This is a genomic window from Petroclostridium sp. X23, from assembly GCF_030013905.1.
Classification (GTDB): Bacteria; Bacillota; Clostridia; order SK-Y3; family SK-Y3; genus X23.
Map to the genome: position 1 here is coordinate 1,247,161 of NZ_CP124862.1, position 17,572 is coordinate 1,264,732.

Here is a 17,572-nt window from a genome sequence, read left to right on the forward strand (position 1 = left end):
AGTCAAAAATCCGGTCTATTTATCTATCCAAGCCTTCACCAGACGAATTAACACATTATAATCTATGGGTTTGGAAATATAATCACTTGCTCCTACCGCAATGCATTTTTCCTTATCTCCTTTCAAGGTTTTTGCTGTTACTGCTATAATAGGAATATTCTTTAGTTTTTCATTATCCCGGATTGACTTTATCATCTCATAACCGTCCATCACCGGCATCATAATATCCGTTAAAATCAAATCGATTTTATTTTCTTCAAGCTTTTTCAATGCAACTTTACCGTTTTCCGCCTCAATGATTTCAGCTCCATAATTCTCAAGTGTAGATGCCAACACAAATATATTTCTTGCATCATCATCAGCAATTAAAATCTTCTTTCCTTGTAAGTTTAAAGTATTTTTCTCATTTGCTGAAGAATGCACATACTGTCTATTCTTTTTTCTTACTTTATGCAAGAAAAGGGTTACTTCATCCAACAGCCGTTCATCCGAATTAGCTGTTTTAATAATAATGCTATCAGTATATTTGTTTAGTTGCTTTTCCATATCACCGGTTAATTCACTCGCGGTATAAATGATAATAGGAATTTTTATATTCTGCTCATCAATGAACTTACATATATCCATTCCATCTTCATCCCTTAACTGTAAATCCAATATTACGGCATCATATATTCTTTTAGAAAGTTCTGTTTTGGACTTCTCAACGCTATCCACACAAACGATTTGTATGTCTCCATTCCCAATTAATTCTTTCATCGCATTACGCTGAATCTCATCATCTTCAATAATCAGTAAGTTTTTAGGACTCTTTTCCGAGAAAGCGATCATCTCAGAAATGATTCTGGCAACATCATTTGCATCAATAGGCTTCTGATAAAACCCTATGGCTCCCAATTTTTGCGCTTTGATATCTTTATTTTTCGCGGAAATGATATGTACAGGTATTCTTCTTAACTCTACATTATTTTTTATCTCTCTTAGCACTTCCATGCCGCTTATATCCGGAAGCATCAGATCAAGTAAAATTCCATCTATTTTATAATTCCGCACAAACTCTAATCCTATTTTTCCGGTAGGTGCAAGGAATGTATTTAATCCCATGCCATCATTTATTTTTTTTATATATTTTGCAAAATCCGTATCGTCTTCAATAATGAGAATGTTCTTCTTTGATTGCCCTATACGCTCAATACCTTGTTCATCATCATTTAAACCTTCATGCGCTGCCGCAGTTTCTTCATATAGTATTTCCATCATATCATTAATGGCAATATTGCTTAAATGCAGTGAGAAAATGCTGCCTTTTCCCTCTTTAGTAACTACAGTAATTTTACCATCCATTATTGCTGCCAATTTGTTAGATATTGAAAGCCCTAAACCTGTTCCACCATACTTTCTTGATATAGAACCATCCCCCTGCTTAAACTCTTTAAAGATGGTAAACAATTTTTCTTCCGGTATCCCTATACCTGTATCTGCAACTGAAAAAATGATCCCATTTTCTTTTTTCAGGTCCCGTGTCACTTGAAGTGTAACCGAACCTTCCTCAGTAAACTTGATTGCATTCGAAAGGAAATTACGTAAAATCTGAGAAATTTTCTCTCGATCTCCTACTAATGCAGCATTTATCGAATCCTCCACCTCAAAATTTATGCCTTTTTCTTCTGCTGCCAAATGGAATAACTGCTGCATCTCTAATACCAATTCATTGGAATGGAACCTGGATATATTCAAATCCATTTTACCGGCTTCAATCTTTGAAAGGTCAAGAATGTCATTAATCAGACGAAGAAGTTCCTGTCCGGCGTTGTATATTACATTGATTTTTTCCAATTCTTTTTCGCCTAATGCTTTATGCTCATTTCTAAACATTAGTTTAGATAGTAGTATGATAGAATTCAGTGGTGTACGCAGCTCATGAGACATATTGGCCAGAAATTCCGATTTGTATTTATTGGCTCGCTCTAATTCTATGGTACGATGATGCAGTTCCTCTTTAGACTGCTCCAATTCTTGATTCTTTTTACTAAGCATTCTGGACTGTTCTGCAAGCATTTGCTGTTGTTCTTCTAAATACGTGTTGGTTTGCTGCATTTCTTCACTCTGCTGTTGGAGCTGCTGCTGCTGTTCTTCTAACTCCGCATTTGTCTGTTGAAGCTCTAATGTTTGCTGATGAAGGAGTTTCTGTTGTTCTTCAAGCACTTCATTTGCTTTCTGCAGCTCTTGTGCACTCTCTTGTGCTTCTCTATGTGCTTGCTCGGTAATTTCAAACAGTTCTTTAATCTGCTGATTTTGAAGGGCAGAATATAGGTTGATTGATATTACTCTGCTTGCCTCTGCCATATATTCTTGTTTTAATTGGTCAAACACTTCAAAAGAAGACAGCTCAATCACACCATATAGTTCATCCTCATATACTAATGGAAATGCATAGATATTTAGGGGTGCTTCCTTGGAAGTTCCTGTTACAATCGTTGATTGGGACTTTTTAATATTTTTAAGATGGATAGGCCTTTTATCCACTGCAACTTGTCCGATAATTCCCTCCCCAAGCTTACAGCAGTTTAAAAGTTGATTTGCTTCATTAGAAGCAAATGTCGCTTGCAACTTTAAAACTTTCTCTTCAGGGTCATAAATATAAAAGACTCCATTCCCTGCCTCCATAATTCTTGAAAGAAGATTAATGGTTTTTTGGGCAAGGTCTTTTAAATCGAGGTCTCCCCAAAGCTCTTCATTAAGAAGATTTTGATTGTCCTTTATCCAGAACTGCTGTTTCAATTTTTTAATTAATGTATTGTAATGTCCTGCCATATTAGTGATTTCATTTTCGCCCTCCAAGTCGGCTTCAGCTAATATGCCTGTATTGACACTGCTATACATTATTTTTCTCAGAAAACTAATTGGACTTATGATGCTGCGTATGATAAATACAAATATCCCCAAAGATATGAGGCAAAAAAAGATCATCCAAAAAATCTGCGTATTTTTTTGAAATTTCTGTACCTCGTTAGTTTGGTCTATAATTTCGCTGGTACGCTTAATAATTGTATCATCAATTTGCTCTAGTTTATTCTCAAGCTGCTGGACAAACAATGTGTTTTTTACTTCAAAAGCCTCTTGCGCTTGTTGATGGTTTCCTTGTATAGCCAACATTATAATATCTTGTTGATTCTCTCTCCATTGTACGAGTATCTTGTCAATTTCTTTTCCTAATTGAGTTATTTCTTTCTCTTTGGTATTCCTTCGTACAATATCAAGTCGTCCATCCAATATCTGGTTTTGATAAGTCACTTCTTCTACCAGTCTCTGTACTTCGGACAGGTTCTCGGTTAATATGATTTCTCTCATTTTTGCTTCAGTTTTAAAAATCTGTACTCTCGCTTCAATTGCAGCGTTGGATACCTTTAAATAATTATCGTGCATATTTTGCGCTAAACGCACCATTTGCTGCATTTGTAATATCTCAAATGCAGCAAACGCTATGAACATCATCATAAATATTGAAAATATGCCCAGTAATCTATTTTTAATACTTATATTATTTAAAAACCGCATTTCTTTCCCCTCTAATCATGGTAAATTCCATCCCTGCTATTCATCTACAAACAAATATCAGATAACTCCACCTGTACTTTTTTAAGGATATCCGGTTCTGCATTGTATACTAAATAACTATCCACATTCTTTTGATGTGTTTGCAAGTTATCCGGCAGCTCAACTATAAATTCCGTACCTTTTTTTTCGCTTGTCTTCACAAAAACCTGTCCATCATGCATCTCTACAAGAGATTTGACCAGCCATAACCCTATTCCCGCTCCTTCATAATTTCTGGTAAATAAATGGTCTGTCTGTTTGAATTTTTCAAAAATAGCGCTTAGATTATCTTCTCTTATACAGGGCCCGTCATTCTTTACCGATATATGAACTGCTCCATCCAGCTCTTGTATATTAACTTCTATCGTTCCGCCATCTAAAGTAACTTTTATCGCATTAGATAATAAATTTAAAATAATCCGTTCAATGGCACTGATATCACAATTAACCATTTTTTGCGGTACATCTGAACGAAAAAAAACCATAATACCTTTTTTCTCTATAAATTCTTTTACGGATAATGTAAGTGTCTCAATCACCTGTACGATGTTGCACACAGTCCTGTTCAAAGTATAATGGCCGACATCGATATGAGTAATATCAAGCAAATTATTAATAAGACGCTGAAGCCTATAGCAGTTCTGCATCTGTACTTTTATTCTTTTTAAATATTTTTCTTTATGAGGAGTATCATCGTTTTGGATATATATATTCATTAACTGAGTAGTACTTAACAATACATTTAGAGGTGTTCTAAGCTCATGCGATAAATTAGCTAGAAACATACTTTTTGCCTCATTCGCCGCTTCAGCTTCTTCTTTGGCTTTTCGTAACTCTTCGGTTTGCTGACGTACTTTCTTTTCCAGAAGAAGATTCATATTCCGTTCTTTTTCGATAAGTTTAAGATATACATTTATTCTATTGATTAATTGGTATTCATCTATGGGTTTAGTAAGGTAATCTACTGCACCAATTTCAAATCCTCTTCTTTTAAATTCTTCACTTATGTAAGATGCAGTTAAAAAAACAATAGGGATATCTCTTGTCTTCTTTCTTCTTTTTAAGATTGCCGCCAGTTCAAATCCATCCATTTCATCCATATGTACATCCAATATAATTAAATCTACAGAGTGTTTAAGAAGTACCTTTAGTGCCTTATCTCCACTATTTGCTTCAATAACATCCGCATTAATATATTGTTCGATTAATATCCGTAACGAGAATAAATTATTGTTATTATCATCAACAATTAATATGGTATAAGATGAAGTCTTCTCCATGATCCACTCCTCCATTACAATTATATGTTTTCGACAAATTTCAGCTATTAATCGATGTTATTTTCAAAAATTTATCTTATATACTATTTTATCCTAAAATCCCCAATTGTCAAACAATTATCGCTCTTTTTTTTATTAATTTCTACTAAATTGTGTATAATTATTACATAATATGAAAGTCTCATATTGCTCTATTGATCAAAACTTACTTTGATGATCCCGTTTTTTTGATCTACACTTGCCATAGTAAATACCGGGGTTGTCTTTTGCCATCCGATTAATGACAGCATCCACATTATAAGTTTTTATATCATAATTTACACCCTTTACTGTCAAGGCGAAATCTTTACTATTTAATGCGTTTTTTACCGCATTATAAAAATCACTATAGTTTTTTACCATCAGATTGTTTTGGATAGTATTTTATTCATATCAGCGTCAGTTAATGCCACTACCTCATTTTTCTTGCCAAACATTTTAACTAAAAGGGTAATACCTGTTTCTCTATTGACAGCAGTTCCCAAATCCGACTCAAACGATTGTACAGATATTCCATCATAGAGTCCAAGCTGATTTAATAATCTTGCTTCATGCATGTACACAAAACCTTCAGCAGCCATCGCATTTCCCGTAATCACTAATGTAATTGCTGCTATAAAAATAATAGTTGCATTCCTTAATATCTTCATTATTAAACGTACTCCTCAATTTTAATAGTAATTACTGAATATTATATAACAGATTTCAAATAAATGCATGGATAAATCCTATGTTCTTAGAAAAACACAGCAAAGACGGTGACTTGCCTTCATATTTTATTGCTGCATACAGATATAAAATGAACTTAATGCGCTTATCACCTGAACAACTCAGAAACACAAGACACATCCTCTCACAATCTAAAAAAAGTGGAAAAGCGATGATTTTGGATGAGGTGACATAATATTTAAGTACTAAGCCTTTAATAAGTCCTGAGAACTACTCAATATGACCCTAAACGTAAGCAATACAAGACCTTTTATTCATATCAAAAACTCCATCCTATTGATAGAATGAATATATAGGAAGGAGATTGGTATGCAGCAGAAGAAGGATTTCATCATACAAAATACTGTACTTATACTATATATACTGTTGGTTTCAACCGTTTCCATTTTTCATGAACCATGGTTTGATGAAGCACAAGCATGGCTGATCGCACGTGATAATACTATTTGGGATATCTTATGGCATGTACTGCGTTATGAAGGGCACACGCCTTTATGGCATTTGTCTCTTTATTTGCCCGCGCATATAGGCGTGCCTTACGAGTGGGGATTAAAACTTATTAATCTCACTTTTGCTTCTTTAGCCGCCGCAATGATTATAAAAAAATCTCCTTTTCCGCTTTTGATGAGACTTCTACTGCCTTTCACCTATTTTCCTTTTTATCAATATGGTGTTATCAGCAGGAGCTATTCTCTTCTTTCTTTTATACTCTGGCTTGTGGCAGCTTCTTTTTCATCGCGCAATAAAAGTCCGATAAAGTTTTCTCTCCTGCTGGCTTTATTGGGCGGAGTCACTTTACATGGAGTACTGATTGCTTTTGGTGTAGCAGTTGCCTGGTTCTTAGAAATCATCCTTGACCATCATAAAGCCTCACGAAACATGAACAACACAGCCTGCAAGGTCATAGTTGATATCCGATTTTATTCCTTATTACTACTTGGATTGATTAATGCCAGCTATCTTGCAATGCTTTGGCCCATGCCTGACAGGTTTACACCGCTCCAGAATCAAGGACTAAATCTTGGGGACTTTATGTTTACTCTTTTTATTGCACCTCTCAATAGCATTGCAACAGATGTTTGGCCGGGTATTTCAAGCAATTCTATTGAACTGCTGCTATTATTATTTCTAATCGGCACTATTCTAACTGCCGTTTTTTTGATATATGCCCGGTATAACGGAGTACTGCCGTATGTAGCACTGCCCTATATTTTCACGTCAGCTTTTATGTCGTTTATCTATTTTTCACTTCACCACTCAGGAATCTATATGCTTATAATATTATTTGGAATATGGCTGATGTTGAGTAACGAGCAACCTTTTAAAACATTAAGGGACAAGCACACACGGTGGCATTCTTTTAATACTAAAATAAAAGTTTCTATTATAAGGAAACGTTGTCTTGCAGTATGCATTATGTGTGTATTTTTTGTTCAAATCTATTGGTCTGCCGCTGCATCAATCAATGATATCAAGCTGCCCTATGTATCGGCAAGAGATGTTGCGTCGTTTATTAAGCAAAACGGAATAGCAGGAAGAAAAATTTTTAATAGTTACAGCGTCTGGAACGACAAAGTATCCTTCTCTACCCAGAACATTGCATTACTGCCCTACTTTTCAAATAATATTTTTTATAATCACAATCAAGGGAAAGTAAATATGAGCTTCATCACACATCGTATATGGAGTGATGCTGATGCAATGAATTATTTAAAAAATGCGGATGAACCTGAATTTGTGATTGAATATAAATATCCGTTATCCTTTTACTCCGATGTATTAACACCGGATGACTATATCCCAGTCGCATCTTTTGACAGTCATTATATATGGAAGAATCAAATCAACCATGATACATGTAATATCTATATCCGCAAAGATTTACAAACTCAGTTTCCCCATCTTAACGCTATGATAGGAGGTAATTAGACATGAAAATTGTAAATCAATTAAAAAACCTTCATACACTATTTTTCGAATTCATGCGGTATTGTGCAGTAGGAGGTATTGCTTTTATTTGTGACTACTCTATTTTATATGTTTTGACAGAGTTTATAGGTGTTTATTATCTTATTTCTACATTTGCAGGTTTTACAGTAGGGATTCTAATCAACTATATACTCTCTCAGAAATGGGTATTTAAAAATGTGAAAATCCACGGTTTCCGTCCTTTCTTTACATTCTTAATAATCGGTATTGTTGGCCTCGGAATTACTGAGATATGCATGTGGCTCGGAGTAGAGGCTGCCAATATGAACTACATGGTAATAAAGGTATTGACAACGGCGATTGTACTACTGTGGAACTATACCGCTAGAAAGACACTTATATTTAGCACTCTTCTTATTAACAAACAGATAGAACATAGCTTAGATTAGAATTAGGGGGATTTTATATGTCAAATATCAAAGATATTATCATCATTGGCGCCGGTCCCGCAGGACTGACTGCGGCTTATGAGCTATTGAAAAATTCTAAAGAATACCGTGTCACCATTCTTGAAGATACCGATGAAATCGGCGGAATATCACGTACGGTGAATTATAAAGGGAATCGTATGGATATAGGCGGACATCGATTTTTTTCAAAAAGCGAGAAAATAATGAATTGGTGGACAAGTCTTCTTCCTATACAAGGAGCTGCTTCCAAAGATGATTTCATGTTAAACCGTGGGAAAAACTTAAGTGTAGGCGGTCCTGACCCGGAAGTACAGGATAGAGTCATGCTGCTCAGGGATAGAGTATCACGCATATATTATTTACGTAAATTTTATGAGTATCCCATCAGCCTAAAACTACAGACTTTTTTTAATATGGGCATCATTAAAACTGCCAGAGCTGGCTGCAGTTACATGTATTCCTCTGTATTCAAACGCAAGGAGCAATCTCTTGAAGACTTTATGGTAAATCGTTTTGGTTCGGCACTCTACCGTATGTTCTTTGAGAATTATACGCAAAAAGTTTGGGGAATCCATCCCTCAAAAATTTCTGCCGAATGGGGAGCCCAGAGAATAAAAGGCTTATCACTGTGCAAAATTCTTATTGATTTATTTAAAAAGCCATTTCGCATAAAAAGCGATGTAAAACAAAAAGAGGTAGAAACATCTCTCATAGAACAATTTATTTATCCAAAATACGGCCCAGGCCAATTGTGGGAAACTGTAGCCGATGAAATCAAACGTATGGGCGGAGAAATTCTTACTGATTGCAGAGTCATTGATATTAATATGAATGATACTATAGTTACTTCTGTAAGCTATATACACAATAACCGCAAATATTCCATGGATTGCGATACCCTGCTCTCCTCTATGCCTATCCGTGATTTAATAGGAGGAATGTCCGGCGCTCAAATTCCTGAAAACGTGACTAAGATAGCCGCAGGTCTTCCTTATAGGGATTTTATAACTGTAGGTTTGCTTGTGAATAGATTGAACTTAAAAAATGAAACCAAGATTAAAACCATCGGTAATATCGTCCCTGACTGCTGGATCTATATACAAGAGCCGGATGTCAAAGTAGGCCGGCTGCAAATATTCAATAACTGGTCACCGTACATGGTTAACGACTTTGAAAATAAAGTTTGGATCGGCTTGGAATACTTCTGCAACGAAGGCGATGAACTTTGGAACACTGATGACACCGACTTTATATCCTTTGCTGCTGAAGAGCTCCAAAAAATCGGAATGATCAATAAGTCGGATATTATTGATGCGGTACGTGTCAAAGTCAAAAAAGCATATCCTGCTTATTTCGGCACCTATGAAGACTTCGACAAAGTGCGGGAGTTTCTGGATGGTTTCGATAATCTCTACTGCATAGGCCGCAACGGGCAGCATAGATACAACAATATGGACCATTCCATGCTTACTGCCATGGAAGCTGTAGACAATATCCTTAACCATAGAAAAGATAAAACAAATATTTGGTCGGTCAATACAGAAGAACAATACCATGAGAAAAAAACGGTATAATACTAAAAATGGAGTGGGCAGGTACGAGGCTACTGAAAAAGTGCTTAATTGTTCAGAAATCACACAAGGGGACAGGGCCGCAGTCCGGCCAAAAAACAGGCCTGACAGCAGACCAGTCCCCTAGTCTGATTTCTTCTGTTCAAAAAATTGCGACTTTATCAGTGGCCTCGGACGGTACTCCCATTCCATCTTTTGTCTACATCATTATTCTATCATTTTGTGGGTTTTTCCTGTTTGGTCCTGTATTCAGCAATCAACAAGTCAACAACTCTTCCGTAACTCATCTCACCGTCTTTTTGATTGTTAGCTTTTAAATACAAATCATTGGCTTTACTGAAATTTTGTTCAACAGGCCCCTCATATAATGCATTATATTCAGAAATTGCCCTAAGATCTCTTTTGATGCCTTCACCATAGTCCACCCTTAAAGTATTGTAAGCTTCTCTATCGTTTTCATACAAAGCATTCATTGAATGAATAAGTGCCAGAAACACACCCGAATACCGAAAATCATCATCCGGGTGCATACTGCATGTAAAATACGCTATATAATTTGCTTCATCTTCTCTTGCAAATCCACGCTGATGTGCCATTTCATGACATACCGTAGTCGGAAGCAATGATGCCGGTGTGGTGGTGTTGACATTCGCCTCTGATGTATAAAAGCTATATACTCCCGCTATTCCGGTATAAGCCATAAGCTGTGACAGGAATATTCCCTTCGGAACACCATACTGTCCACCCAGTTCTGCATGTACTTGACTTGCGCGGTCATATCCCTTATGGGCCCTGTTTAAAACATCTCTAAGTCCTTTTGGAGAACCCATTACACCCTTTGTATCCTCATGTACCCTGCTGCGCAGGTCATTCGCCCGTGTGATGAGGTCTTCACATAATGCTGCCAATTCCTTAACGGATGCAGGTCTAACGTCCAATTCAAATATCTGAGACACCATCATACGGTTATAGTTTAATCCCCACATGATAATAAATGAAAAATAAATTACACCGGCTAACGCCAGGCCATTTATGATCCCTTTTTTAAATATCTCCCACCGATTTTCTGTCCCTTTTACAAATCTTACGCATAAAACAACCAATCTCCATATAATAAAAAGAACGAATGCTATTAGCATCAACTCCGCTACCGAAAACGGAAAAACTCCGGTTACTGTGCTGATAGTTTGGGAAAACCATTTATAACTTATATTAGAATATATTCGCTCAGTAATAGTGCTATTTAAAGATGAAGTATAATTTAATAACATTCCTATGGGTAAAAGCAAAATCAATAAGCACTTCATCAGCAAGCTGGTTTTTTTCATTCTCCCACTCCTCATATGATTCTATTATATTTAGAACAGTTTCGTCAATCTTTTTCCATTCATTGATTACATTAAAATCATTCTCCCTATAGGGTGGTTTTTGCTTTACAGTCTTTATGGTAACCTTTCTTCACAAAAAAGGACTATGCTCCTACCTTAATTCCTTTACTGTCTGAGCATAATCCTTCAGCATACCATATTACATAAGGCTATAGGAGGTTGTGAAAAAGTGCTTGATTGATCAGTCGCAAAGCATGGGGACGGACCTGCAGCTTCCCTAAAGAGCAAGCGCAGCAGTAGGTCCGTCCCCATGCTTCACTCCTTCTGCGTGCTAAATTTGATTTTTTCACAACCTCCTATATTTCTTTATTAATTTCTATATCATTATTGTCTACATTAACATCTTCTGTCATTCTGCTTTCCACATTATTATTGTCCGAATTGATCTCTTCTATGATTTTACTTTTTGCAATTGCCCTGGTATTGCTATTTGGGGTTTCATTTGTATTCTTTTTGTTGGACAGCAAATCTACTAGATTAACTCCGGTCAGCGCCTCCATTGTTTCAGGCAGCTGTGAAATAATATCAGTAATATACCCTGTGACTTTTGAAGCACCTTTTCCCTTCCCTTGACCATTTCCATTATCAACAATAACAATCTTTTCAGTTTTAGATAGTGGTTCGGATATGGCTCTCGAAATTTCAGGAAGCTTTTCTACAATCATTTGTGCCATCGCCGCTTCACCATATTGCTTGAATGCTTCTGCTTTTAATTTCATAGCCTCCGCCTCTGCCTTACCTTTTTCTCTGATGATATCTACTTCAGCCATTCCTTCCGCCTTTTTAGCTTCGGCTTTTGCTCTACCTTCCAGTTTAATTGCTTCCGCTCTCGCTTCAGCATCCTGAATTTCTTTATACTTGATAGCTTCCGCCTGCTTTTCAGTCATATATTTATCTGCATCAGCCTGCTTTTTAATAGTCGCTTCAAGTTCTTTTTCTTTTCTAACCGCTTCTCTTTCAGCAATATCGATTTCCCTGTTTCTTCTTAAAAGTTCAACCTCCAGCTCGGTTTCGGTTACTTCTTTTGTAACCTTGTTTTCTTCGATCTTATATGCCAAATCAGCTTGTGCTTTAGCTGTTTGCTGTTCTTTTTGATACCCTTGGACTTTTAATTCCTTTTCTTTTGTAGCTTCGGCTATTTGCGTCTCCGCGCGCAGTTTTGCCTCTGCGCCCAATCTGTCGGCTTCTGCCGTTTTTATCGTTGTCTCCTTCCTTGCTTCAGCTTCAGCGATTAGAGCATCTCTCTTTACTTCTGCAATTCTTTTCTTCCCAAGGGCTTCCAAATATCCGTTTATATCGCTTATGTCCCTGATAGTAAGCGCTTTTATTTCCAGACCCATTTCCGCAAGATCAACAGCTGCAACTTCCTGAACTGCTGATGCAAATTTTTCTCTATCCTTATAAATATCTTCCACCGTCATTTTGGAAACGATTTCTCTCAGTTTACCTTCCAAAACATCTTTTGACGTATCTTTGATAACCTCAATGGTCCCTTGTTCATGTCCCGTATTAAATTGTTCTACAGCCGCAAGGATACTTTCAGTATCCGACTTGACCTTAATAACTGCTACACCATCAGCAATAATGGCAACCCCTTGCTCCGTCAGCGCACCATCAATACGTACTTCGATTTTCATATTTTCTAAGGAAATAATGTCCGTTTTTTCCAACAACGGTATCACAAATCCGCCACCGCCGGAAATAACTCTCTTTTTAAGGCCGGTAACAACTAAAGCCTTATCTTGTGAGACTTTTCTCCACATAGACAGAATCCCTAATAACAAAAGAACGATTACACCGATGATGCTGATAGGAATAATAAATAATTCCACTATACCCTCTCCTTTACTTTAATGTCATTTAACTGCGCTACATAAAAGGTATTCTTCTCTATTTTATGAATGATCACTTCCTTTCCTGCCCCTATATACCTATTATCAATATCTCTACAGGGAGCAGTATACTTGTTGCCATTAAACATATATGAAATAGTACCAAAGCCTTTCTCCATAATAGGAGATATGACTTTCGCCGGTGTACCGATCAGATACCGGTGTGAAGCTATCTTTTGATTATCCTGTATTTTATATAAAGGTACGAGAACCAACCTGAAAAGTATGAACGCAATGATGAAACCCGAAAAAACCGCAGCAATAAATATGACATATGAACTCCATCCCCGGTAACTTCCAAGCCATCCCACGCCGCCAAATACGGTAATAAAAGACATAATTACAATAGGCTTTAGTGGCGAAATATTTAACCATGGCACATCTACGCCCGGGTCAATGTCACCGCCCAAATCAAAAGAATCCAGAAAACTGCCCAGTATGGAAGATAATAGAGTATACGATACTCCTATTATAAAAAGAATTTGATAAGCCCGGAGCATTTGACCCCTCCTTCGTATTCCGGTTTTTGACCGTCATTGCCATTAATAGAGACTAATTTAGTACTGCATTATTAAGACTGAAAAAACAAAAAAAGGTTCCATCTTTGTGATAAAAAATTTGAGAAAAATATCCGGATGTTTCGCGCTTATTCTTATTCCGGCAGATAAGTAGGTATAAAAAACGAATGGGAGTGATATCCCATTCGTTCATCCTACATCACGATAATCTAAAATTCTTTTTGTTTTCTTTTCACTTCTGGGCAGCCCACCAACTTCTAACGCTTCCACATGGATACTGAGTCCGATTAGCTTTTTAAAGTGTTCTGCAACCATTGTCTCAATATCAATCTTGTTACACAAATGACTCATTTCAACTCTTAGTGTCATCACATCTTTTCCGTCAATATGTGAGACAACAACCTGGTATTCGCTGCTGACGCCTTCGATGCTTCTCAACAATCCATCAATTTGTCCCGGATAAATATTTACACCTTTTACCTTCACCATGTCATCGGTTCTGCCTATAATCCTATCCAACCGCGGATACGGCCTGCCGCATGCGCATTGGCCCGGAATAAGTCTCGTCAAATCTCTGGTTCTGTAACGCAGCAGGGGTGCTCCTTCTTTGGTGAGGGTAGTGATTACCAGTTCTCCATATTCCCCTTCGGGAAGTACGTTACCGGTAGCCGGGTCAATGATTTCAAAATATAAATGATCATCCCAATAATGCATTCCCGAATGTTCATCACAGTCAATTGCAATCCCCGGCCCATAAATCTCGGTCAAACCATAGATATCATAGGTTTGTATTCCCAACTCATCTTCAATCCTTTTACGCATTTTTTCTCCCCAGCGTTCCGAACCGAATATGCCTTTTTTTAGACGAATATGCTGTTTGATTTCCCGTTTGCACACTTCTTCAGCGATGAGCAATCCGTAAGAGGAAGTGCCTATCAATACCGTGCTTTTTAAATCTACCATCATCTGAAGCTGCTTTTCGGTATTGCCGGGCCCCATAGGTACCGCCATTGCGCCAAGTTTTTCTACACCGGCCTGAAATCCTATACCTGCCGTCCACAGACCGTATCCGGGCGTAATCTGCACTCGGTCTGTTTTGGTGACCCCTGCGGTTTCCATACATCGCCCCATAAGCTCAGCCCATACATCTACATCCGACTTTGTATATGGGATAATAACAGGCTTGCCTGTCGTTCCTGAAGATGAGTGTATTCTTACCACATCCTCATCAGGTACCGCTTGCAGACCTAACGGATATGCATCTCTAAGTTCTTCTTTGGTCGTAAAGGGTAAATACTGGATATCCTCCATGGACTGAACTTTATTGATATCGATGCCGTACTCTTCAAATTTTCTGCGGTAAAACGGACTGTTTTCCGATAATCTTTTTAATAATGTTTTGAACTGATTAAACTGTTCTCGTCTCATCTATATCACCTTTCCTATCTTGTCTGTATAGCATTCAAGCCTAATCTGAAAGCTTTTATATTCAAGTCAATATATTTTTCTTTTACATGCTGCCCAATGATCTCTTCCATCAAATCCTGAGTGACAGGCAACATCTCCAATCCAAATGCCGCTCCCAGCATCACTACATTTACCGCTTTTGACGTTCCTGCTTCAATCGCCAATGAATGTGCATCTACATAATGCACGTTTGGAATATGCTCGCTTATAAATTTTTCAATATCTTTATAATGATACGCCGCCAGTCCTAGAGAAACCGGAACGGAATTAATCCAATACTTATTGACAATACATTTTCCTGTTGGTGAAAGGCGGTTAAAGTTCCTTACCACTTCGCCCATTTCAAATCCCAGCAATAAATCGGCATTTTTCAAAGGAATGACCGAACCTGCATCCTGACTGCTGATCCTGACATGACTGGTAACACATCCGCCTCTCTGTGCCATGCCGATGGTTTCAGCCGTTCTTACAAAATATCCTGCTTCTATAGCCGCAGCCCCTAACAACCGTGATGCCAAAACAGTCCCCTGTCCTCCGACACCTCCAATAATCACATCAAACTCCATTGTTTCCACCTCCTAAGGGTTGAAATGCACCCACCGGACAGACCTGGCTGCATAGACCGCATCCATTACAGAGGGACGGCTCCACTGCGGGTTTGCCTTCTTTCATATACATTGCCGGACAACCTAAATCTCTGATACATTTATTACAACCGATACATTTCTCAGATACCGCCAAAGGGGTATCTCCCTTTATGTTTACCACACAGGGGCTCTCTAAAATCACTACCGAAGGGCCTTTAAAATCAATCGCTGCCTGCGCGGCAGCCACTGCTTCTTTTTGTACCAGCGGATTGGCCTTTTTTATGCATTTTACACCACAGGCTTTTACAATTTCATATATATCCAGCTTGGGTGCTTCTTTACCCATCACGGTCATACCGGTACCCGGATGAGGCTGATTTCCCGTCATGGCTGTCGTTCTATTATCAAGTACCGCCACCGTAATATCGGTGTTATTATAAACGGCATTGATAATCCCCGGAATTCCCGTATGGAAAAAGGTCGAATCACCTATAAACGCTATATTCGCCGTATCGTTCTCTACACGGTGCAATCCCTGTGCGATCGTAATGCCTGCCCCCATGCAAAGGCAGGTATCTACAGCTTCCAATGGCTTTGCATTGCCCAGTGTATAACATCCGATATCCCCGGAAAAAACAGCTTTTTTCCCTTTGGTGGCAACTTTAAATGCATAGAAAGATGCTCTATGCGGACATCCCGGACATAGTACCGGAGGCCTTGGAGGAAGTTCGGGAATCTGCGAAACTTGCTGAGCCGGATTAGGGATTTGAAGAAATTCGCAGACAGCATTCCTAATAAGCTCTACACTATACTCTCCCGCCACAGGCATATGTCCTGTCTTCTTACCGGAAATGCCCGGAATCTTCTCACATTGCAAGCTGAGCTCTTTAAGCTGCTCTTCAACCACCGGATACAACTCTTCCAGCACCAGTACGTCCTCTACACTATTTAAAAACTTTAGTGCCAATTCATCAGGAAACGGGTGCGGTGTCCCGATCTTCAATACAGGCAGGCTTAGTCCCAATTCATCGATGACTTCTTTTAAGTACGTATAAGCGACTCCTGAAACAGCGATACCTTTCTTACCTGTTCCGGTAAAACTGTTAAACCGAGAACTTGAAAAAATATGACTGAGTTCCTTTTTCTTTTCTTCCAGCTTGATATGATTCTTATAAGCCAAACTTGGAAAAATAACCCAACGAGCATCCTTTGTAAAACCTTCTATACAAGATTGGTCTATTTCGCCTGTGAGTTCTACAGTACTGCAGGAATGGCAGATCCTTGTGGTTGTTCTCAATATCACAGGCAGCTCAAATTGATGTGATATATCAAAGCATTCTTTAACCATCTCTTTTGCTTCTTCCGGAGTAGAAGGATCAAAAACAGGCAAATTGGCAAATTTACCGAATGCCCTGGTATCTTGCTCCGTCTGAGAAGAAAATGGCCCCGGATCATCGGCTACATATACAATCATCGCCCCTTTAATACCTACATAGCTCAAGCTCATCAGAGGGTCAGAAGCAACATTTAATCCCACCTGTTTCATAGCAACCATCGACTTCGCACCGGTATAAGCGGCACCTGCTGCAATTTCCAATGCAACCTTCTCGTTGACCGACCATTCCACATATATTTTTTCATCTATATTATTTTCTGCAATCGTTTCAAGCATTTCAGTGGAGGGTGTCCCCGGATAACCGGTTACCACGTTCACACCCGCTTCGATTGCGCCGAAAGCGATTGCCTCGTTTCCTATTAAGAGTTTTTTCATCTTTTATCCCCTTTACATCTATTTATTGGTTCACGGTTTACAGTTCACAGAATATTTCCACGCTCAAATCACATTGGTATCCATAGAAGAATACAACAAAGTCGAATTTAGCACGCAGAGGAAATCGAACTTGGGGACTGTCCCTGCTGTTTGCCCGGTTCTGGCATAACAGAGGGACTGTCCACATGTTTGATTTTCGAACGACTAAGCACTTTTCCACATCTTGTTTAGTGTAGTGGCAGGCCTTGTGTCTGCCCGAATACCCCTAAGCATTTTTATGGGGGTAGACACAAGGCCTACCCCTACCACCAATCATCTGATTTATTATGTTAAA

The 17,572-nt window shown here is 38.2% G+C and carries 12 protein-coding genes; 3 read left to right on the forward strand and 9 right to left on the reverse strand.

Annotation, left to right across the window (positions count from 1 at the left end; translation table 11 throughout):
- Nucleotides 1-15: 15 nt before the first annotated feature.
- The 3 genes from QKW49_RS06155 to QKW49_RS06165 form a co-directional block, all read right to left on the reverse strand.
- Nucleotides 16-3,558: a response regulator gene (locus QKW49_RS06155; RefSeq protein ID WP_282866676.1), complete on the reverse strand. Its 3,543-nt coding sequence runs from the start codon at nucleotides 3,556-3,558 to the stop codon at nucleotides 16-18.
- Nucleotides 3,559-3,602: 44 nt separating this feature from the next.
- Nucleotides 3,603-4,877: a hybrid sensor histidine kinase/response regulator gene (locus tag QKW49_RS06160; RefSeq protein ID WP_282866677.1), complete on the reverse strand. Its 1,275-nt coding sequence runs from the start codon at nucleotides 4,875-4,877 to the stop codon at nucleotides 3,603-3,605.
- A gap of 401 nt (nucleotides 4,878-5,278) precedes the next feature.
- Nucleotides 5,279-5,566 carry a hypothetical protein gene (locus QKW49_RS06165; RefSeq protein ID WP_282866678.1) on the reverse strand — a complete coding sequence of 96 codons (288 nt, stop codon included), beginning with the start codon at nucleotides 5,564-5,566 and terminating at the stop codon, nucleotides 5,279-5,281.
- A 388-nt stretch (nucleotides 5,567-5,954) separates the two neighbouring features.
- Here QKW49_RS06165 and QKW49_RS06170 point away from each other — a divergent pair, with 388 nt between their 5' ends.
- Genes QKW49_RS06170 through QKW49_RS06180 form a run of 3 tightly spaced genes read left to right on the forward strand, consistent with a single transcriptional unit; the run spans nucleotide 5,955 to nucleotide 9,618 of the window.
- Nucleotides 5,955-7,574, forward strand: coding sequence for a hypothetical protein (locus QKW49_RS06170; protein ID WP_282866679.1), 1,620 nt, complete (start codon nucleotides 5,955-5,957; stop codon nucleotides 7,572-7,574).
- 2 nt (nucleotides 7,575-7,576) lie between these two features.
- Nucleotides 7,577-8,023 (forward strand): GtrA family protein, encoded by a 447-nt coding sequence (locus QKW49_RS06175; protein ID WP_282866680.1) that lies wholly within the window; start codon nucleotides 7,577-7,579, stop codon nucleotides 8,021-8,023.
- A 17-nt stretch (nucleotides 8,024-8,040) separates the two neighbouring features.
- Entirely contained in the window at nucleotides 8,041-9,618 is a 1,578-nt protein-coding gene (locus QKW49_RS06180; protein WP_282866681.1) for an NAD(P)/FAD-dependent oxidoreductase, read from the forward strand.
- 212 nt (nucleotides 9,619-9,830) lie between these two features.
- On the opposite strand, the gene QKW49_RS06185 is transcribed toward QKW49_RS06180, so the two are convergent.
- From QKW49_RS06185 to iorA, 6 genes are all read right to left on the reverse strand, one after another.
- On the reverse strand, nucleotides 9,831-10,943 hold the full coding sequence (locus QKW49_RS06185) for a DUF3810 domain-containing protein (RefSeq protein ID WP_282866683.1): 1,113 nt from the start codon (nucleotides 10,941-10,943) through the stop codon (nucleotides 9,831-9,833).
- A 356-nt stretch (nucleotides 10,944-11,299) separates the two neighbouring features.
- Nucleotides 11,300-12,835: an SPFH domain-containing protein gene (locus QKW49_RS06190; protein WP_282866684.1), complete on the reverse strand. Its 1,536-nt coding sequence runs from the start codon at nucleotides 12,833-12,835 to the stop codon at nucleotides 11,300-11,302.
- On the reverse strand, nucleotides 12,835-13,395 hold the full coding sequence (locus QKW49_RS06195) for an NfeD family protein (RefSeq protein ID WP_282866685.1): 561 nt from the start codon (nucleotides 13,393-13,395) through the stop codon (nucleotides 12,835-12,837). Before QKW49_RS06195 ends, QKW49_RS06190 begins: the two co-directional genes overlap by 1 nt.
- Nucleotides 13,396-13,602: 207 nt before the next feature.
- Entirely contained in the window at nucleotides 13,603-14,841 is a 1,239-nt protein-coding gene (locus QKW49_RS06200; RefSeq protein WP_282866686.1) for a phenylacetate--CoA ligase, read from the reverse strand.
- Nucleotides 14,842-14,855: 14 nt separating this feature from the next.
- Nucleotides 14,856-15,446 carry an indolepyruvate oxidoreductase subunit beta gene (locus QKW49_RS06205; RefSeq protein ID WP_282866687.1) on the reverse strand — a complete coding sequence of 197 codons (591 nt, stop codon included), beginning with the start codon at nucleotides 15,444-15,446 and terminating at the stop codon, nucleotides 14,856-14,858.
- Nucleotides 15,436-17,238 (reverse strand): indolepyruvate ferredoxin oxidoreductase subunit alpha, encoded by a 1,803-nt coding sequence (iorA, locus tag QKW49_RS06210; RefSeq protein WP_282866688.1) that lies wholly within the window; start codon nucleotides 17,236-17,238, stop codon nucleotides 15,436-15,438. Before iorA ends, QKW49_RS06205 begins: the two co-directional genes overlap by 11 nt.
- Between the last annotated feature and the right edge of the window lie 334 nt (nucleotides 17,239-17,572).

What these genes read in the sequence shown, in the direction of transcription:
- QKW49_RS06155 (WP_282866676.1), bottom strand. Translation starts at nt 3,558, where the DNA reads ATGCGGTTTTTAAATAATATAAGTATTAAAAATAGATTACTGGGCATA.
- QKW49_RS06160 (WP_282866677.1), bottom strand. Translation starts at nt 4,877, where the DNA reads ATGGAGAAGACTTCATCTTATACCATATTAATTGTTGATGATAATAAC.
- QKW49_RS06165 (WP_282866678.1), bottom strand. Translation starts at nt 5,566, where the DNA reads ATGAAGATATTAAGGAATGCAACTATTATTTTTATAGCAGCAATTACA.
- QKW49_RS06170 (WP_282866679.1), top strand. Translation starts at nt 5,955, where the DNA reads ATGCAGCAGAAGAAGGATTTCATCATACAAAATACTGTACTTATACTA.
- QKW49_RS06175 (WP_282866680.1), top strand. Translation starts at nt 7,577, where the DNA reads ATGAAAATTGTAAATCAATTAAAAAACCTTCATACACTATTTTTCGAA.
- QKW49_RS06180 (WP_282866681.1), top strand. Translation starts at nt 8,041, where the DNA reads ATGTCAAATATCAAAGATATTATCATCATTGGCGCCGGTCCCGCAGGA.
- QKW49_RS06185 (WP_282866683.1), bottom strand. Translation starts at nt 10,943, where the DNA reads ATGAAAAAAACCAGCTTGCTGATGAAGTGCTTATTGATTTTGCTTTTA.
- QKW49_RS06195 (WP_282866685.1), bottom strand. Translation starts at nt 13,395, where the DNA reads ATGCTCCGGGCTTATCAAATTCTTTTTATAATAGGAGTATCGTATACT.
- QKW49_RS06200 (WP_282866686.1), bottom strand. Translation starts at nt 14,841, where the DNA reads ATGAGACGAGAACAGTTTAATCAGTTCAAAACATTATTAAAAAGATTA.
- QKW49_RS06205 (WP_282866687.1), bottom strand. Translation starts at nt 15,446, where the DNA reads ATGGAGTTTGATGTGATTATTGGAGGTGTCGGAGGACAGGGGACTGTT.
- iorA (WP_282866688.1), bottom strand. Translation starts at nt 17,238, where the DNA reads ATGAAAAAACTCTTAATAGGAAACGAGGCAATCGCTTTCGGCGCAATC.